Source organism: Paraburkholderia sp. A1RI-2L (assembly GCF_048957375.1).
Lineage (GTDB): Bacteria > Pseudomonadota > Gammaproteobacteria > Burkholderiales > Burkholderiaceae > Paraburkholderia.
This window is the reverse complement of sequence record NZ_JARBTA010000003.1, coordinates 898,181-913,835: the sequence shown is the minus strand read 5'-3', so window position 1 is coordinate 913,835 and position 15,655 is coordinate 898,181. Positions and strand designations below refer to the sequence as shown.

Here is a 15,655-nt window from a genome sequence, read left to right as displayed (position 1 = left end):
AACGGAGAGCGAAACATGAGCAAGACCTCAAGATCGCTGCGATGGCGGGCAGCAACCACGAAAAAACCGCGCAACAACCGCGAAAATCAGTCTGCAACGATGTCGGCACTACAAAAAAGGATTCCAAATCATTTGCAGGATTGCCTGCCCGCCATGCCGGCACGTGCACGCATCCCATTTTGAGATGACTGTGCGGCCAATCGGGTTAGCGTTGCCCTACGAGCGCCTGCTTGAAATGCGATTGCCGGCGCTGGCCGGGAACCTAGTCGACAATGCCTGCATCCCGGCTACAGGGCAGGCTTTCCTGAGAGGAGACCAGCATGCGGGAAAGAGGGGAGGTAGCAGCTCGGCTGATCGATGTGATGCAAGAGGGCGTCTGCGGTACGGCAACGGAACTGGCGGCGCGCGTGAGGATCGACGCGCGCAGCGTACGGGCCGTTCTGCGCATGTGGCTTGACGCGGGAATCGTGCATGTGGTCGAGGAGGTCGCGCCTGGCCGTGCGCGCGTGTTTCGCTACGGCGGGACCGCGCAGCCAGCCGGTTGCCTGCCGGGCGCGATGCGCGACCGGTCGCGCCGGGCGCCCACGATTCCGGTGGACCGCTGGCCCCAGCTCGATTCGGAACTGGCCGCCGCGGTCGATGCGATGATCCGCGTGCGTGGAGTGGCGCGCGTCCGTTAGCTCGCTTGCACGACTGCTCGGCCTCTCACGCGGGCGGAACGCAAATATCGGTTTGCCACTGATCCTGCGGGGTTTCCGGCCAGGCGCTCAGGTAGTGGGTGCGGGCTGCACGCGCTCGGGGGCGGGCTTATACGACCGGTAACCAATTGCTTCCAAGCCAGAACTGCATGAAGCAGCGGGCTTCCCGCTCGCGGCGGATCGATTTGGCTACGACTTTCCGGCAGACGCCGCCGGGGATATTCGTTCCGTTACCCCTCGATCGCTGACCATCAAGGGTGTGTCGTTGTTCAACCGGCAATTCGAGCTTGACGGAACTCGGCAGATTTTCGTCGGTATCAACCACATGGCATTCCGGCACACGGTTATAGTGGCATACACCTTCAAGCACTCGAGATTCTTGCATATGTTCTCTGGAGCAATTTTCGACATGGACGGGTTGTTGATCGATTCGGAACGAACGATCATGAACACGTGGATAGCCGTCGGACACGAACTTGGGGTTCACATCCGCCCTGTCGACTATGTCGAGATCATCGGGAGGACGCTGCCTGAGTGCCACAGGATGCTAGCCGGAATGTTCGGCGCAGAGCCGCTCTTTCAGGCAGCACTTGCGCAAGCTCGGCAACGTTTGCAATCTCCGACGACCCCGCCCGTGTTTCCCCTGAAGCCGGGCGTCCACCGCCTGCTCACCGCATTGGCCGATGCAGGCGTCCCATGTGCCGTAGCCTCGTCATCGAGTGGCCAGGAGATTCGATCCCGGCTTGCACGGGTCGGCGTGCTCGATTTTTTTGGTGCGATTGCAGGAGGGGATGAAGTCGCCCGTGGCAAGCCGGATCCGGCCGTGTATGAGCTCGCGGCTTCTCGTCTGCGCAAGTCGCCGGGCGATTGCCTGGCGTTCGAGGATAGCGAGAACGGTGTGCTTGCCGCACATCGAGCAGGGATACGAGTTGTGACGGTGCCGGATCTAAAGCAGCCGTCGGCCGAGGTCATGGAGGTTAGCTTGACGGTACTCGAGAGCCTGGATCAGGCGGTCGAGCGCGTTTCTGCGTGGTTCGGCATAGAAGCGCTTCCTGCGTGAAGGCGTCAGCCGGCAAGCCGGGCCTGACGAACAACATCGATACCTTCGCCAAACTGTTCTGCTCGTTTGCCGGGGTTTCATCGCCCCCTATCTACAGGTCGTATCCGCAGTGCCACGCGTTGCGGGAACATGCCGGCCTCGATTCCCCGCTGCTGATTATTCACGAATCGTGTTCAATGTCTCCACGGGCCGGGGGCTTATTTCCGGCGCCCTTTGAGGCATCCTTGCAGTCATCGAGAGCGCGTCAATCCAGGCGTGCGAGGCAACGGAGAACGAGACATGAGCAAGACCTTCAAGATCGCGGCGATTCCCGGCGATGGCATTGGCCTGGAAGTGATGCCCGAAGGCGTGCGCGTGGTGCAGGCAGCGGCGGCGAAGTTCGGTCTGTCGATCGAATTCACGCATTTCGACTGGGCGAGCTGCGACTACTACCTTGAACACGGCAAGATGATGCCGGATGACTGGTTCACGACGCTCAAAAGTTTCGACGCTATTTATTTCGGCGCGGTGGGCTGGCCCGACAAGGTGCCCGATCACATCTCGCTGTGGGGCTCGTTGCTGAAGTTCCGCCGCGAATTCGACCAGTACGTGAACCTGCGTCCGGTGCGCCTCTTGCCCGGCGTGCCGTGCCCGCTCGCCAACCGCAAGCCCGGCGACATCGACTTCTTCGTGGTGCGCGAGAACACCGAAGGCGAATACAGTTCGGTGGGCGGCAAGATGTTCGAGGGCACCGATCGCGAGTTCGCGCTGCAGGAGTCGGTGTTCACGCGTCACGGCGTGGACCGCATTCTCAAGTACGCGTTCGAGCTCGCGAACCAGCGCGGCCGCAAGAAGCTCACGGCGGCCACCAAGTCCAACGGCATCTCGATCAGCATGCCGTACTGGGACGAGCGCGTGGCCGCGATGGCGCAAGCCTACCCGGACGTGAAGTGGGACAAGCAGCACATCGACATCCTGTGCGCGCGCTTCGTGCTGCAGCCGGACCGCTTCGACGTGGTGGTGGCGTCCAACCTGTTCGGCGACATTCTTTCCGACCTCGGCCCCGCATGCACGGGCACGATCGGTCTCGCGGCATCGGCGAATCTGAACCCGGAGCGCACGTTCCCGTCGCTGTTCGAGCCGGTGCATGGCTCGGCGCCGGACATCTTCGGCAAGGAGATCGCCAACCCCATCGCGATGATCTGGTCGGGTGCGATGATGCTCGAGTTCCTCGGCAACGGCGACGCGCAGTTCAAGGCCGCACATGACGCGATCATGCAGGCGATCGAAAAGGTGCTGGTGGAAGGCCCGCGCACGCCGGACATGGGCGGCGCGGCGAAGACGGCGGACGTGGGCAAGGCCGTGGCCGCCCTGATTTGAGCTTGAGTCGAGCCCTGGTCTGGGCTTTGTAGAGAACGTAATGGCTTTAGAGGCGCCCGGTGTTCCAGTGCGGAACCCAGGCGCTTTTTTGTGACCAGCGGCTTACCCGGGAAAAACCCTCGATTGAATATCCTCGCCCTTGGCGTGCGCATTGGCGCGCGCCAAGGGGACCCCAATCGTGATTTTGGCGAGGCCGCCGACCGAAACCCTCACGCCTCGCCAGGCGGTTGCACAGCCGCTGCCGTCGCGCTCTGCGCCATGTCCGCAGGCTGGGCCGCGCGACACAACGCCGTAAGCCATACATCCTCACCATGCGGCGCCACGCGCGCATGGCCTTGCTCCACCACGAGGCGCCACGTATCGTCCGGCAGCGAAGCGCGATACAGCACGCGATAGTCAGCCCGATGCGTGAGCGCATCGTTCACAGCCGATTCGCGCGCCGCGCGGTCGTCCGGATGAATGTGCTGCGAGAGCTCCACATAATGACGCGGCGCCTTTGCAGGATCGACGCCGAACAGTCGGCACCACTCGTCCGAAACGATCAGTTCGTCTGGCGCGCGCAGCCAGCGCCACGCGCCGATGCCCGCGATGCGCGCGGCGTCGTTGAGCAGTTGCAGGTTCCGCTGCATGACGAACTCCGCTTGCTTGCGCGCGCTGACGTCGATGGTCGTGCCCACCACGCGCACGGGCCGTCCCGCGTCGTCGAGCAGCGTGGCCACGCGCGATTCGATCCAGCGGATCTGCCCATCGGGCAGGATGATGCGGAAGTCCCACACGCGCGGCGTCTTGCTGGCGACCAGCTCTTTCATCGCTTCATCGTTCAGCCAGATCGAGTCTTCGGGATGGAGGATTTCCCAGAACTCTTCGTTGCTATGGATCTCGCGGCCGTAGATTTGCGCGCAGTTGCTCGAATAGATGAGCTCGTCGGCGACCAGATTCCATTCCCACGTGACGATGCCCGCCAACTCCTGGGCCTGCTTCATGCGCGCTTCGTTCGACATGATTTCGGCCGTGTAGCGGCGGCGCAGGTCGGTCATGGGCAGCTCGGTTGTGCCCGCGATGCCGAGGTCCTTCACTGCGTTGTCGCCATAGCGCAGCCAGACCCAGTTCACGTCGAGAAACGCCGCGAGGCGGCGCAGGTTCGAATAGTCGATTTCGCCGCCGCGTGTCCACTTATGCACGGCGGGGCGTGAAATGCCGACGGCGTCGGCCACTTGCTGCAAACTCAGCTTCTTGTGCTCGAGCAGCACCTTGAGACGGAACGCGAACGTATCCTCGGACATCCATTTCCCTCTATGACGAATCGCGCGGTCAAACGGATCGAATCAATGGATCAAACGAACGGATCAAACGAGCGGATCAAATGAAAAGGGCGGCATACGCCTCAGTCCGCCGATCGGGCGGGGCATATGCCGCCGGTGATGCGCCAGTGGACGCCCGGGCGCGCGGCCCGAATGTCGTGCTTCCAGCCGCAAATCGCCCGCTAGTTTAACGGATTGGCGCCTGGGCCAACGTCTCGGGGCAGTATAGCGGCCTCGCGGCCAGGCGCAAAGCCGTCGTGCGGTGCGCGGTTTTTACAGATCGATCACGAGGCGCGGCGTGCGCGAGCGCGACACGCACAGCAGGATGGTCTTCTGCGCTGCCTTTTCGTCGTCGTCGAGATACTGGTCGCGATGGTCGGCCTCGCCTTCGAGGATCGCCACTTCGCAGGTGCCGCACACGCCTTCGCGGCACAGCGACTCCACCGTCACGCCCGCGCGCTCGATGGCCTTGAGGATGGTCTCGTCCTCGCCGACTTCGAGCTCGATGCCCGACTTCGCGAGCACCACCGTAAAGGCTTTGCCGGCGATGTCGGTGGCGGCGAACTGCTCCGAGTGCAGTTGCGCCTTCGGCCAGCCGAGCAGCGCGGCGTTCGCGTAGACGGCATCGTTCAGGCCCTGCGGGCCGCACACGTAGACATGCGCATCGGCGGGCAGGCTCTTGAAGAGCTTGAGCAGGTCGAGGCGCTGGCCTTCGCTGTCCACATAGCAGTGCACGTTGGCCGCGTGCGGGCCGGCTTTCAGCTCATCGACGAAGGCGTTGTGCTCGGGGCTGCGGTATGCGTAATGGAGTTCGAGCTCGAGTTGGCCATCGTCAGGGCGGTGTTCGGCGAGCTGCGCGAGAAACGGCGTGATGCCGATGCCGCCCGCAATGAACACATGGCGCTTCGCACCCGGTGCGAGCTCGAAGAGATTGGCGGGCGAGCCGATGGCGAGACGCGTGCCGGCCGACACCTTGTCGTGCATGAACGCCGAACCGCCGCGCGACGCCTCTTCGCGGCGCACGGCAATCTGATACTGGCGCGTGTCGTGCGGCGAGCTCAGCAGCGAGTACGCGTTGTGGTGCCACGCCTCGCCGTCCTGCATGGAGACGAGCACGTGGGCGCCGCCGTTGAACGACGGCAGCGGTGCGCCATCGGGCAGCGCAAGCGTGAAGCGCTTGATGAGCGGGGTGAGTTGCTCGACGGCGACAACGTCGACAGTGATCGATTCGCGGGCGTTCATGATGCCTTCCTTTGCCCCGGGCCAGGCTGCTCCGAAGAGCGCGGACGCCGGCCTGAGGTTGCTTCGTTATTGCCCGGTGGGATTGCCCCGGGCGGTCGATTCTGAATCTGGAAAAAGGAGCGGATGCGGCGCGGACCGCACCCGCCCGTCAGCGCGTGCCAGCGAGTATTAGCGCGCCACGCCCGCCATGCAGAGGTACTTGATCGACAGAAAATCTTCGATGCCGTACTTCGAGCCTTCGCGGCCGATGCCCGACTGCTTCACGCCGCCGAACGGCGCGACTTCGTTGGAGATCAGGCCCGTGTTGATGCCGACGATGCCGTACTCGAGCTGCTCGGCCACGCGCCAGATCCGGCCGATGTCGCGGCTGTAGAAATACGCTGCGAGCCCGTAGATCGAATCGTTCGCGAGCTGCACGACTTCGGCGTCGCTCGAAAAGCGCACGATGGGCGCGACTGGCCCGAAGATTTCTTCGGACAGCACGGCCATGCCGGGCTTCGCGTCGGCGAGCACGGTGGGCGCGTAGAAGTTGCCGCCGCGTGCGTGCGGCGCGCCGCCCGTGACCACGCGTGCGCCTTGCGCCACGGCATCGCGCACGAGGCCGTCGACCTTGTCGCGCGCCGCTTCCGTGATGAGCGGGCCGATGTTCACGCCCTCGGCGAAACCGTCGTCCACCTTGAACGCGGACACGCGCCCGGCAAAGCGGCGGCAGAACTCGTCATAGACCGAGTCGTGCACGTAGAAGCGGTTTGCGCAGACGCAGGTCTGGCCCGCGTTGCGGTACTTCGAGAGCAGGGCGCCTTCGATGGCGGCGTCCATGTCCGCGTCGTCAAACACGATGAACGGTGCATTGCCGCCCAGCTCCAGCGAGACCTTCTTGACCGTGTCAGAGCACTGGCGCATCAGCAGGCGGCCCACTTCGGTCGAGCCCGTGAAAGTGAGCTTCTTGACGAGCGGGCTCGACGTCAGTTCGAGGCCGATCTCGCGCGACTTGCCCGTGACGATATTGATCACGCCAGCCGGAATGCCGGCCTGTTCTGCGAGCGCGGCGAGCGCGAACGCGGAAAACGGCGTCTCGTTGGCGGGCTTGATGACGATGGTGCAGCCGGCGGCCAGCGCCGGTGCGGCCTTGCGCGTGATCATCGCGGCCGGGAAATTCCACGGCGTGATGGCGGCGACGACGCCCACCGGCTCCTTCGTCACGACGAGGCGCTGGTCGGGGTTCGGGCTCGGGATCACGTCGCCGTCGATGCGCTTGGCCTGCTCGCCGAACCACTCGATGAACGAGGCCGCGTAGGCGATCTCGCCACGCGCTTCGGCGAGCGGCTTGCCTTGCTCGCGCGTCATCAGCTCGGCCAGCGCTTGCTGGTTCGCCATGATGAGCTCGAACCAGTTGCGCAACAGGCGCGCGCGCTCCTTGGCGGTGGTGGCGCGCCATGCGGGGAAGGCGCGGCTCGCGGCCTCGATGGCCGCGCGTGCTTCGGGCGCGCCCATGTTCGGCACGCTCGCGATGCGCTCGCCCGTGGAGGGGTTGGTGACGTCGAGCGTGGCGCCGTCGTTGGCGTCGCGCCACTGGCCGTCGATATAGGCCTGCTGGCGGAACAGGCCGGGGTTCTGCAGTGAGTTCATGTCAGTCCTGATACTGTTGGGCGAGCAGGTTATGGAAGTGGGCGATGCCGTGCTCGCTGATGCCGCTGCGCGCCTTGTCGACCATGATGCGGCCCTGACCGCGGTAGCCGCGCGACTTCAGTCCCTTTTGCACGCTTTCCACGAGGCGCAGGTCTTCCGGACGGAACACGGTGCGATACCACTCGATCAGTTTTTGCTGCTCTTCGGTCGGCTCGTCGTTCAGGAAGTAGATGTCGTAGTGCTGGAGCGTGACTTCGGCGCTCATCGGGAATTCATAGATGACCGTCATGAAGTCGCCGCCCGGCGGCACGTTGAACATCGTGCACGGCCACGCCCAGTAGCCGTTGAAGCTCGGGTTGGTCACGGACGGATCGAGCTTGAACGAGCGCTCCGACGACTGCGCGTGACCGAACTGGACCGTCCAGTTGCCGTGCAGCGTGTGCGAGTACTGGTCGATCTTCACGGAGTCCGAGAAGCCGGGGTGCGCCGGGCCGCAGTGGTAGCACTCGAGGTAGTTGTCGACGATCGACTTCCAGTTGGCGGGCGTCTCGGTCACGAAGCGCGCGGCCAGCTTCAGGTCGTCGATCACCGGACAGGCGCCGCGCAGGCTCGCTTCGAGGCCGGGCAGCTGCGCTTCCACGCCTTGCGCGTCCGGGTTCAGGTTGATGAACACGAAGCCCGCGTGTTCCTCCACGCGCACCGGCACGAGCGTCGAATTGTCCTTGTCGAACGATTCCACGTGGTCGCAGTTGTTGGCGTGCGCGAGCGCGCCGTCGAGCTTGAACGCCCAGGCGTGGTACGGGCAGGTGATGACGTTCTTCGCCTTGCCGCTGCCTTCGAGCAGCTGGTGGCCGCGGTGCGGGCACACGTTATAGAAGGCGCGCAGGACCTTGTCCTTGCCGCGCACGAGCAGGATGCTTTCGCCCACGACTTCGCGGGTCACGTAGGCGTTCGCCTCGGCCAGCTCGCTGCGGTGCGCGACGCAGATCCACGTGTTCTCGAAGATCTTCTTTTCTTCCGCCTTGTAGACCGCTTCGGAAGTGTAGTAGCTAGCCGGGATGGTCCAGGCGAGTTCCGGGTTGGCGCAGAAGTCGGCCGGCAACTTCGGCAGTTCAGGTTTCTTGTGGAATTCGATCGGGAGGTAGGTCATGGGGTACGTCGCACCGGAAATGATTAACTGGCAGTTACAATAAAACTAACGGTTAACCAAACTATAGGAGAAATCCCAATGACGGTGGATCAGGGTTATCCCTCATGCTTGCATCAAAAAGGTGCTGGATTGATGCAAGGCACCTATTATTACCGTTTGAAATTCAAGAAATTTGATTCTCGGCATTGCAAATGCATTTTTCTGTGGGCGTCAATAGGAGAATCCGATAATGAGACGAAACCCTCCAGGCTGCGTACTATTGTTAATCAGTAGTTTTATGTTAACTAAAAGGTAACCACGCCGTGTCCGGAAACTGGAACCTCTGGTATCGGAACAGGCGTGGGAGTCGGAGCCGCGTCGTGCGGCCCCGCTCGAGCCACCCCACCACTGGAGGAGACATGTCGTCACAAGACGCAATAGCCGACGCGCTGGCCGGCGAGCCGTCGCGCGCCAAATCGCGAATCGAATCGCGTTCGATCGATTACGTGCCGCTTGCCGAGCGCAAGGGCAAGGCCTGGCACCTATGGCCCGTGTGGTTTACGGGCGATGCGAACCTCGCGACCATCGCGGCGGGCGCAATCGGCATCAGCATGGGCGGCAACCTGTTGTGGAGCGCGATCGCCATCGTGCTCGGCAACGTGCTGGGCACCTTCTTCATGGCGTTCCATTCGAGCCAGGGGCCGCAGCTCGGGCTGCCGCAGATGATTCAGTCGCGCCCGCAGTTCGGCTACATGGGCGCGCTGCTCGTGTGGGTGGTCGCACTCGTCACCTATATCGGCTACAACTCGTTCAACCAGCTCATGGCGGGGCAGACCGCGCATCACCTGCTCGGCACCGAGCCGCATTTGAGCTACATCGTCTTCACGCTGGCTTCGGTCGCGCTCGCGGTGTTCGGCTATGACCTGATCCACAAGGCGCAGCGCTGGCTGGCGTTTGCGCTGCTCGCCGCGCTCACGGTCTTCAGCATCGGCATGTGCGTGAAGGTGCAGTTCCCCGCAGGCCAGTTGAGCCTCGCCGGCTTCAAGACCACGCCGTTCCTCGTGCAACTCTTTTCTGCGGCGGCCTATCAGCTCTCGTGGTCGATCTACGTTTCGGACTACTCGCGGTATCTGCCGCCCAATACCGGCGTGCGGGCCACTTTCTGGTGGACCTTCCTCGGCGCGCTCATCGGCGGCATCTGGATGATGCTGGTGGGCACGGCGGCGGCGGCGCTCAACGCGCAGATCGAAATCTCGGACGCCGTTCAGCGTGCGGGCGACATGATCTTCCCGGGCTTCGGCACGGTCACGCTGCTGCTTTCGCTGCTGGGGCTGCTCGCCATCACGGGCCTGAACTTCTACGGCGCCTCGCTCACGCTCCTGAGCATCACTGACTCGTTCAAGCCGCTCAAGTCGAGCGCGACCAAGCGCATCGCGAGCCTGATCATCGTGGCGGTGGTGGCGACTTCGCTCGCGTTCTCGGCGTCGGACAACTTCATGGGCAAGTTCGGCGACTTCCTCGGCATCCTGGGCTATCTGTTCACGCCGTGGACCGCGATCAACCTCGTCGACTTCTTCATCGTGCGCCACTCGCATTACTCGGTGCGTGAGATCTTCAATCCGCGCGGCATCTATGGGCGCTGGAACTGGCGTGGCCTGACGGCCTACGCGGTGGGTTTCGTCGCGATGATTCCGTTCTTCAAGACGGAGATGTACAGCGGACCGGTCGCCCGCGCACTGGGCGGCACCGACGTGGCGATGCTCGTGGGCCTGCCCGTGGCCGCACTGGTCTACCTGTGGACTTGCCGCTCGCTCGATATCGAAAAGGAACGCCAGCTCGTGCGCGAGGCTGACCGCGGCCTGAACTGATCCCGCTTATTACTACAACATCATGAAATCGACCAACAACATGCGGACCGTCGCACTCCTTACGGCATGGCAAGCGGCGGCGCTCACGCTGGCTGCGCTTCCTTCGGCTGCGCATGCGCAAAGCAGCGTCACGTTGTACGGGATCATCGACGGTGGCGTCACCTACGTCTCCAACGCCGGTGGTTCGCATCAGGTGAAGTTCGACGACGGCGTCTCATACGGGAACCGCTGGGGCATCAAGGGCACGGAAGACCTGGGCGGCCGGCTGAAGGCCGTGTTCAGGCTGGAAAGCGGCTTTCACCTGGGCAATGGGCAGATCTCGAACGGCGGCTCGCTTTTCGGGCGTCAGGCATATGTAGGCCTGCAAAGCGACTGGGGGACGCTCACCTTCGGCAACCAGATCGACATGACGCAGGAGATGGTCTATACCTACAACGTGTCGGCATGGGCGAGCGGCTACGCCATCAACCAGGGCGACTTCGACCGCATGAATGGGGACCATCTGCCGAATGCCGTGAAGTACATGTCGAACACGTATGGCGGCTTCCAGTTCGGCGGCATGTACTCGTTCAGCAACAAGGCGGGCGACTTCCATACGGGCAGTGCGTGGAGCGTGGGCGCGCAATATAAGCATGGCGCATTCTCGATGGGCACCGCGTACACGCAGCTGAACAACCCGTCGGGCATCTACGCGTTCGATCCCTACGCGATGATCGGCACGCACACGTTTTTCGGCAAGCCCACCGTGAGCGTCGACCCTGCCTCGGGTGCGATCACGGATCTCTACGCGAACACGCCGTTCCCGGTGGACAAGCAGGGTGCGTTCGGCGTAGGCGCGAGCTACGTGGTCGGTCCCGTCACGCTGATGGGCGACTTCACCTACACTCAGCTCAAGGCATTTGGGCAGAGCGAGCACATGCAGGTGGGTGAAGGCGGCGCGAGCTGGCAGATCACGCCGGCGGCGAGCCTCATCGGCGGCTACCAGTACACGCACTTCGACGGGCACCACTGGAACATGCTTTCGGCCGGCCTGCACTACCTGCTTTCGAAGAGCACGGATATCTACATCTCGGGCGACTGGTTGAAGGCGTCGCAAGGCGTGGACGCGGTGATCGGCTATAGTTTCACGCCATCCACCACGACCACGCAGGCTGACGTGCGCATCGGCATGCGTCATTCGTTCTGACGCCATGACGAAGCGGGCGCGGCCATCGAGCCGCGCCCGCTTCGCACTTGCCGCCTGCGCATTTCCCGGAATCCCCGCCATGAAACTTCCCGGCTCCCCCGAACTCGACGACCTGCGGGTGTTCTGCATGGTTGCGCGCAAGTCCAGCTTCAGCGCGGCGGCTGAGGCGCTCAGTGCGTCGGCTGCCTATGTGAGCAAGCGCGTGGGCGTGCTCGAGGCGAGCCTGGGCACGCGCCTGCTGCACCGCTCGACGCGCCGCGTGGCGATGACGGCGGCGGGCGAGCGCGTGTTCGCGTGGGCGGAGAAAATCCTCGACGACGTGGATCAGCTCGTCGAGGACGTCTCCAGCACGCGGCGCATGCCGCGCGGCACGCTGCGCGTGTCGAGCAGCTTCGGCTTCGGCCGAAAGTTCGTCGCGCCCGCGCTGGCGGATTTGTCGGACCGCTATGCGCAACTGAACGTGCGGCTCGATCTGTTCGATCGCGTGGTCGACGTGGCGGGCGAGGGCTTCGATCTGGACGTGCGCATCGGCGATGAAATCGCGGGCCATCTGATCGCAAGACGCCTCGCGACGAACTACCGGGTGCTCTGCGCGGCGCCGGCGTATATCGAGGCACATGGCGCGCCGCAGAGCGTCGCAGATCTGGAGTCCCACGCGTGTCTCGCGATCAAGGAGCGCGACCATCCGTTCGGCGTCTGGCGTCTTGACGCAGGCGGCGAGACGGTGGCAGTCAAAGTAACCGGGCCGCTCTCGACGAACCACGGCGAGGCGGCGGTGCAATGGGCGCTGGCCGGGCGCGGCATCGTGTTGCGTTCGATCTGGGACGTGCAGCCCCTGCTCGACGAAGGGAAGCTGCAGCGCGTGCTGCCCGACGTGACGCAACCGGCCAATGTATGGGCGGTGTTTCCGGAGCGCCTCGCGCAATCGGCGAAGGTGAAGGTGTGCGTGGATTTTCTCGCCGAAGCGTTTGCGCAGGCCGGGTTGCGAATGCCGACAGGCGATGTCGATGCCATGGCGCGCGATACGGGTGGACGCACGGCTGAGGGCACGGTTGCAAGGGAGCGCGACCTCGAATCCGAATGAAAAGGAGGAGCTATCCTTGATTGATTTTGGCTCTGGGATCGCCTCGGCTTGCCGCATCTGCCCGCGGACGGCGGCACGGAATTCCGCTGCATCCGCTTGCCGTTTCATCGCGGCGCGGTGTCGTTTACGTGGGATGGACGGCCTGCGTGCAAGAAGCTGCTCGGCGATATGACCGAGCCCGATATCGGCTCCGTGCGTATGTTCAGGGTTCCGAACAACTGGAACCACTTTCTCTCGGACCACATCATCCACTTCCGGGTGCTGCCGCTCTCGGCCACGCAAACAGCGCTCAAGACGACCTGGCTCGTGCACGAGGATGCCGTGGAAGGTGAGGATTACGACATCGAGACGCTCACGCAGGTGTGGCGCGCGACGAACGAGCAGGATGCCACGCTGGTGGCGCACTATCAGCGCGGCGTGAATTCGAAGGGGTATCGGCCGGGGCCTTATGCGCCTTCGGAGTTCATGCTCAACCACTTCACCGACTGGTATGCGGGGAAGCTGGCAGCCTATGTCGATGGGCTGCGGGCTGATTCGGTGGCCGCCAACTGCGCCTCAGCCTGCTCGCTCCCCACCTGGTGAGCACGCGAGAGCCTGCCCATCAGCGGCAACAGCAAGATAGCCAGCAACGCCCCACCCGCAGCGACCCAGCCAAGCCCATTGAAAAGCTTCTGATAAAGCGGCAACGATTCAATCGGCGAGAGCGTGCCTTCAGGCATCTTCGCGTAAGTCGCGACCACACTGCCGAGATACTGCGACACGCCCGTGGCCACGAAATACGCGCCCATCATGAAGCCGCTCATGCGCGCGGGCACATAGCGCGCGATCATCGCAAGACCCAGGCCGCTCACGAGCAATTCGCCCAGCGAGTAAAGACCGTATCCCGCCACCATGAACCACGACGAAACACGGCCGTCCACCGCATAGCGCCCGCTCGCCGCGAACACGAAGAAGCCTGCCGCCACCACGACAAAGCCGAGCGCATACTTGGCCGCGACCGGCACGTCGCCGCCGCGGCGCGCGAGGCCCGAGTAAATCGCCGCGAGAATCGGGCTCAGCACCATGATCCAGATTGGGTTGAGCGCCTGGAATTGCGCGGCGCTCCAGCTAAAGAGCGCGGTGCCGAACAGGTTGAACGCGGGGTCGACGTTGTGCACGGCGAACAGCGTGAGCGAGGTCGACATCTGCTGATAGAAGATGAAGAACAGAATCACCTGCAGCGTGAGGATCAGCGCGGCGGCAAGGCCCGCGCGCTCGTGGCGCTCGCAGCGAACGAGCATCCACGCGAAGATCGCGAGGATGGCTGCCGCCGCCGTATAAACGCACGCCACGGCAAGCTGCTTGTCCTTGAGCACGACGAGCGTGGCCGCGCCCAGCGCGATGCCGCCGGCGATCACGCAGGCGAGGCGTTTCCATTGCACGGGCTCGTTGTCGGGCGCGGAGCCGATCTTCGCGAGCGTGCGCTGCATCAGGAGGAAGTTGAGGATGCCGAGCGCCATGCCGCCGCAGCAGACGGCGAACGCGGCATGCCAGCCCCAATGGTCCTTGATCCACGGCGTGAGCAGCATCGAGAACGTCGAGCCGATATTGACCGCCATGTAATAGATCGTGAACGCGGCGTCGATGCCCGATTCGTCGCCTTCGTAAATGCGGCGCACGAGGTTGGCGGCGTTCGACTTGAAGAGGCCGTTGCCCACCACGATTACGCCGAGCGAGGCGTACAGGTGCGTGAGCCGGTCGTCGGGCATCGCCAGCATGAAATAGCCCGCGAGCAGGATGATGGCGCCGAGCACCATCGAGCGCCGCGCGCCCAGCACGCGGTCGCCGATCCAGCCGCCGATTGCGGGCGAGGCATACACGAGCGCGGTGAAGGCGCCCCAGGTGAGGGTTGCATGCTCTTCGGTGAAGCCGACTCGCTGGACCATGAAAAGAACGAGCAGCGCGGCCATGCCGTAGTAGCCGAAGCGCTCCCACATTTCGATCAGAAACACTGTCGAAAACGATTTCGTCCTGGAAATCGGTGAATTCATTGTGACCTCAGTTTTGTTGCAGTTGCGAAGATGGCGAAGACACGTCTGGTTTACCTTGAAAAGGCCCTAGCCGGTCTTCTTCTTCGTCTTCTTGATTTGATTAAATTCGATTGCCGCGCGAATAAGCGCTTTCAATGCGCGCGCATCGACCTTGTCGCCTTCGAAGAAGTCGATCGCGCGCCGCGCGTTGCCATCGAGCCCCGCGTTGAACAGCTTGTCGGGATCGGGCAGGCTCGCGCCGTACTGGAACGTGAGCTTCACCTTGCCCTTATGCGCATTGGCGACCGCGAGGATGCCGTCGCGGTACCACACCGGGCTGCCCATCCACTTCCATTCCTCGACGATTTCCTTGTCCGCTTCGAGAATGGCGCGGCGCACGGCGGCGAAGGTCGCACCGCGCCAGTCGGTGATGCTAGCGATCAATGCGTCGATTTGTTCGGATGGGGTCATGGTCGCTCCCTGTGGCACGGTCAGACTCAAGGAACCCGAAGTGGTCCCTGGGGAGGCGGCTGCGGGCAGTCGCGCCATTATCCGGCGTGGCGCGAATGCCCGCATTGTGGGCGCTACTTCTGCGCCTCACGTCCGTGTTTTACTTCGCGGTGAAGCCGTAGTGGCCGGTGGTGCGATGGCCGTCGGCGGCCACGGCGACCCACTTGACCGTGTACTTGCCTGCGGCGAGCGCGTCGAGCGCCACCGACATGCGCTTGCCGTTGGCCGGATCGACGGCGGACTTGCCGTGGACCACCGACTTGCCCGCTGCATCGGTGACGTCGATCGAACTGAAGGCCGGTTCGAGCGCATCGTCGAAGTCGATCACGACGGTGTTTTGCGCCGTCGTCACGGTCGAGCCGGCGAGCGGCTGTTGGTGGGTCGGATGCGCGTGCGCCCAGGTCAGTTGTGCGCCGGCGAGTGCGAGCGCACCCATTGCGAGGCGCAAGGAACGGGAATGCGTGCTGAGTTTCAGCATGATGGAGTCCTGAGAATAACTACGGGTACAGGTAGAGCGGTATGCCGATGCTGTGGGTCGCTGCGCGCAAGGCGTTCGATGCGCGCTGCGACACCTCCGGCA

16 protein-coding genes are annotated in these 15,655 nt (G+C 63.6%); 8 read left to right on the top strand and 8 right to left on the bottom strand.

Annotation, left to right across the window (positions count from 1 at the left end; genetic code table 11):
- Positions 1-15: 15 nt before the first annotated feature.
- Together PWP93_RS27355 and PWP93_RS27350 are read left to right on the top strand one after the other, a co-directional pair.
- Entirely contained in the window at positions 16-183 is a 168-nt protein-coding gene (locus tag PWP93_RS27355) for a hypothetical protein (RefSeq protein WP_421046800.1), read from the top strand.
- A gap of 137 nt (positions 184-320) precedes the next feature.
- Complete coding sequence (locus PWP93_RS27350; protein WP_421046799.1) at positions 321-680, top strand: hypothetical protein; 360 nt, start codon at positions 321-323, stop codon at positions 678-680.
- 127 nt (positions 681-807) lie between these two features.
- Here PWP93_RS27350 and PWP93_RS27345 read toward each other — a convergent pair whose 3' ends face one another.
- Complete coding sequence (locus PWP93_RS27345) at positions 808-1,023, bottom strand: hypothetical protein (RefSeq protein WP_421047026.1); 216 nt, start codon at positions 1,021-1,023, stop codon at positions 808-810.
- A gap of 60 nt (positions 1,024-1,083) precedes the next feature.
- On the opposite strand from PWP93_RS27345, the gene PWP93_RS27340 reads away from it, so the two are divergent.
- Together PWP93_RS27340 and PWP93_RS27335 are read left to right on the top strand one after the other, a co-directional pair.
- The gene (locus PWP93_RS27340) at positions 1,084-1,758 is read left to right on the top strand and encodes an HAD family hydrolase (protein ID WP_421047010.1); all 675 of its coding nucleotides are present in this window, start codon (positions 1,084-1,086) and stop codon (positions 1,756-1,758) included.
- A 279-nt stretch (positions 1,759-2,037) separates the two neighbouring features.
- Positions 2,038-3,117 carry a tartrate dehydrogenase gene (locus PWP93_RS27335; protein ID WP_421027225.1) on the top strand — a complete coding sequence of 360 codons (1,080 nt, stop codon included), beginning with the start codon at positions 2,038-2,040 and terminating at the stop codon, positions 3,115-3,117.
- A 209-nt stretch (positions 3,118-3,326) separates the two neighbouring features.
- On the opposite strand, the gene PWP93_RS27330 is transcribed toward PWP93_RS27335, so the two are convergent.
- The 4 genes from PWP93_RS27330 to PWP93_RS27315 form a co-directional block, all read right to left on the bottom strand.
- A complete protein-coding gene (locus PWP93_RS27330; RefSeq protein WP_421027224.1) occupies positions 3,327-4,400 on the bottom strand; it encodes a PAS domain-containing protein in 1,074 nt (357 codons plus the stop codon).
- Positions 4,401-4,691: 291 nt separating this feature from the next.
- Complete coding sequence (locus PWP93_RS27325) at positions 4,692-5,660, bottom strand: PDR/VanB family oxidoreductase (RefSeq protein ID WP_421046798.1); 969 nt, start codon at positions 5,658-5,660, stop codon at positions 4,692-4,694.
- Between the two features lie 168 nt (positions 5,661-5,828).
- Positions 5,829-7,289, bottom strand: a complete 1,461-nt coding sequence (locus PWP93_RS27320) for an NAD-dependent succinate-semialdehyde dehydrogenase (protein WP_421046797.1) — start codon at positions 7,287-7,289, stop codon at positions 5,829-5,831.
- Position 7,290: 1 nt separating this feature from the next.
- Complete coding sequence (locus PWP93_RS27315; protein WP_421046796.1) at positions 7,291-8,439, bottom strand: aromatic ring-hydroxylating oxygenase subunit alpha; 1,149 nt, start codon at positions 8,437-8,439, stop codon at positions 7,291-7,293.
- 398 nt (positions 8,440-8,837) lie between these two features.
- On the opposite strand from PWP93_RS27315, the gene PWP93_RS27310 reads away from it, so the two are divergent.
- The 4 genes from PWP93_RS27310 (at position 8,838) to PWP93_RS27295 (ending at position 13,138) form a co-directional block, all read left to right on the top strand.
- Entirely contained in the window at positions 8,838-10,286 is a 1,449-nt protein-coding gene (locus PWP93_RS27310; RefSeq protein WP_421046795.1) for a purine-cytosine permease family protein, read from the top strand.
- A gap of 40 nt (positions 10,287-10,326) precedes the next feature.
- The gene (locus PWP93_RS27305) at positions 10,327-11,472 is read left to right on the top strand and encodes a porin (RefSeq protein WP_421046794.1); all 1,146 of its coding nucleotides are present in this window, start codon (positions 10,327-10,329) and stop codon (positions 11,470-11,472) included.
- 79 nt (positions 11,473-11,551) lie between these two features.
- Complete coding sequence (locus PWP93_RS27300) at positions 11,552-12,556, top strand: LysR substrate-binding domain-containing protein (protein WP_421046793.1); 1,005 nt, start codon at positions 11,552-11,554, stop codon at positions 12,554-12,556.
- A gap of 48 nt (positions 12,557-12,604) precedes the next feature.
- The gene (locus PWP93_RS27295; RefSeq protein ID WP_421046792.1) at positions 12,605-13,138 is read left to right on the top strand and encodes an SRPBCC family protein; all 534 of its coding nucleotides are present in this window, start codon (positions 12,605-12,607) and stop codon (positions 13,136-13,138) included.
- Here PWP93_RS27295 and PWP93_RS27290 read toward each other — a convergent pair.
- From PWP93_RS27290 to PWP93_RS27280, 3 genes are all read right to left on the bottom strand, one after another.
- Positions 13,066-14,586, bottom strand: coding sequence for a peptide MFS transporter (locus tag PWP93_RS27290; protein WP_421046791.1), 1,521 nt, complete (start codon positions 14,584-14,586; stop codon positions 13,066-13,068). The two genes, PWP93_RS27295 and PWP93_RS27290, sit on opposite strands and share 73 nt — an antisense overlap.
- A gap of 66 nt (positions 14,587-14,652) precedes the next feature.
- Positions 14,653-15,036 (bottom strand): DUF1801 domain-containing protein, encoded by a 384-nt coding sequence (locus tag PWP93_RS27285; protein ID WP_421046790.1) that lies wholly within the window; start codon positions 15,034-15,036, stop codon positions 14,653-14,655.
- A 139-nt stretch (positions 15,037-15,175) separates the two neighbouring features.
- A complete protein-coding gene (locus tag PWP93_RS27280; protein ID WP_421046789.1) occupies positions 15,176-15,553 on the bottom strand; it encodes a copper resistance CopC family protein in 378 nt (125 codons plus the stop codon).
- Positions 15,554-15,655: the final 102 nt, after the last annotated feature.

Bases quoted from the DNA above. Each gene is read 5' to 3' on its own strand.
- PWP93_RS27355 (WP_421046800.1), top strand. From the start codon at position 16: ATGAGCAAGACCTCAAGATCGCTGCGATGGCGGGCAGCAACCACGAAA.
- PWP93_RS27350 (WP_421046799.1), top strand. From the start codon at position 321: ATGCGGGAAAGAGGGGAGGTAGCAGCTCGGCTGATCGATGTGATGCAA.
- PWP93_RS27340 (WP_421047010.1), top strand. From the start codon at position 1,084: ATGTTCTCTGGAGCAATTTTCGACATGGACGGGTTGTTGATCGATTCG.
- PWP93_RS27335 (WP_421027225.1), top strand. From the start codon at position 2,038: ATGAGCAAGACCTTCAAGATCGCGGCGATTCCCGGCGATGGCATTGGC.
- PWP93_RS27330 (WP_421027224.1), bottom strand. From the start codon at position 4,400: ATGTCCGAGGATACGTTCGCGTTCCGTCTCAAGGTGCTGCTCGAGCAC.
- PWP93_RS27325 (WP_421046798.1), bottom strand. From the start codon at position 5,660: ATGAACGCCCGCGAATCGATCACTGTCGACGTTGTCGCCGTCGAGCAA.
- PWP93_RS27320 (WP_421046797.1), bottom strand. From the start codon at position 7,289: ATGAACTCACTGCAGAACCCCGGCCTGTTCCGCCAGCAGGCCTATATC.
- PWP93_RS27315 (WP_421046796.1), bottom strand. From the start codon at position 8,439: ATGACCTACCTCCCGATCGAATTCCACAAGAAACCTGAACTGCCGAAG.
- PWP93_RS27310 (WP_421046795.1), top strand. From the start codon at position 8,838: ATGTCGTCACAAGACGCAATAGCCGACGCGCTGGCCGGCGAGCCGTCG.
- PWP93_RS27305 (WP_421046794.1), top strand. From the start codon at position 10,327: ATGCGGACCGTCGCACTCCTTACGGCATGGCAAGCGGCGGCGCTCACG.
- PWP93_RS27300 (WP_421046793.1), top strand. From the start codon at position 11,552: ATGAAACTTCCCGGCTCCCCCGAACTCGACGACCTGCGGGTGTTCTGC.
- PWP93_RS27290 (WP_421046791.1), bottom strand. From the start codon at position 14,586: ATGAATTCACCGATTTCCAGGACGAAATCGTTTTCGACAGTGTTTCTG.
- PWP93_RS27285 (WP_421046790.1), bottom strand. From the start codon at position 15,036: ATGACCCCATCCGAACAAATCGACGCATTGATCGCTAGCATCACCGAC.
- PWP93_RS27280 (WP_421046789.1), bottom strand. From the start codon at position 15,553: ATGCTGAAACTCAGCACGCATTCCCGTTCCTTGCGCCTCGCAATGGGT.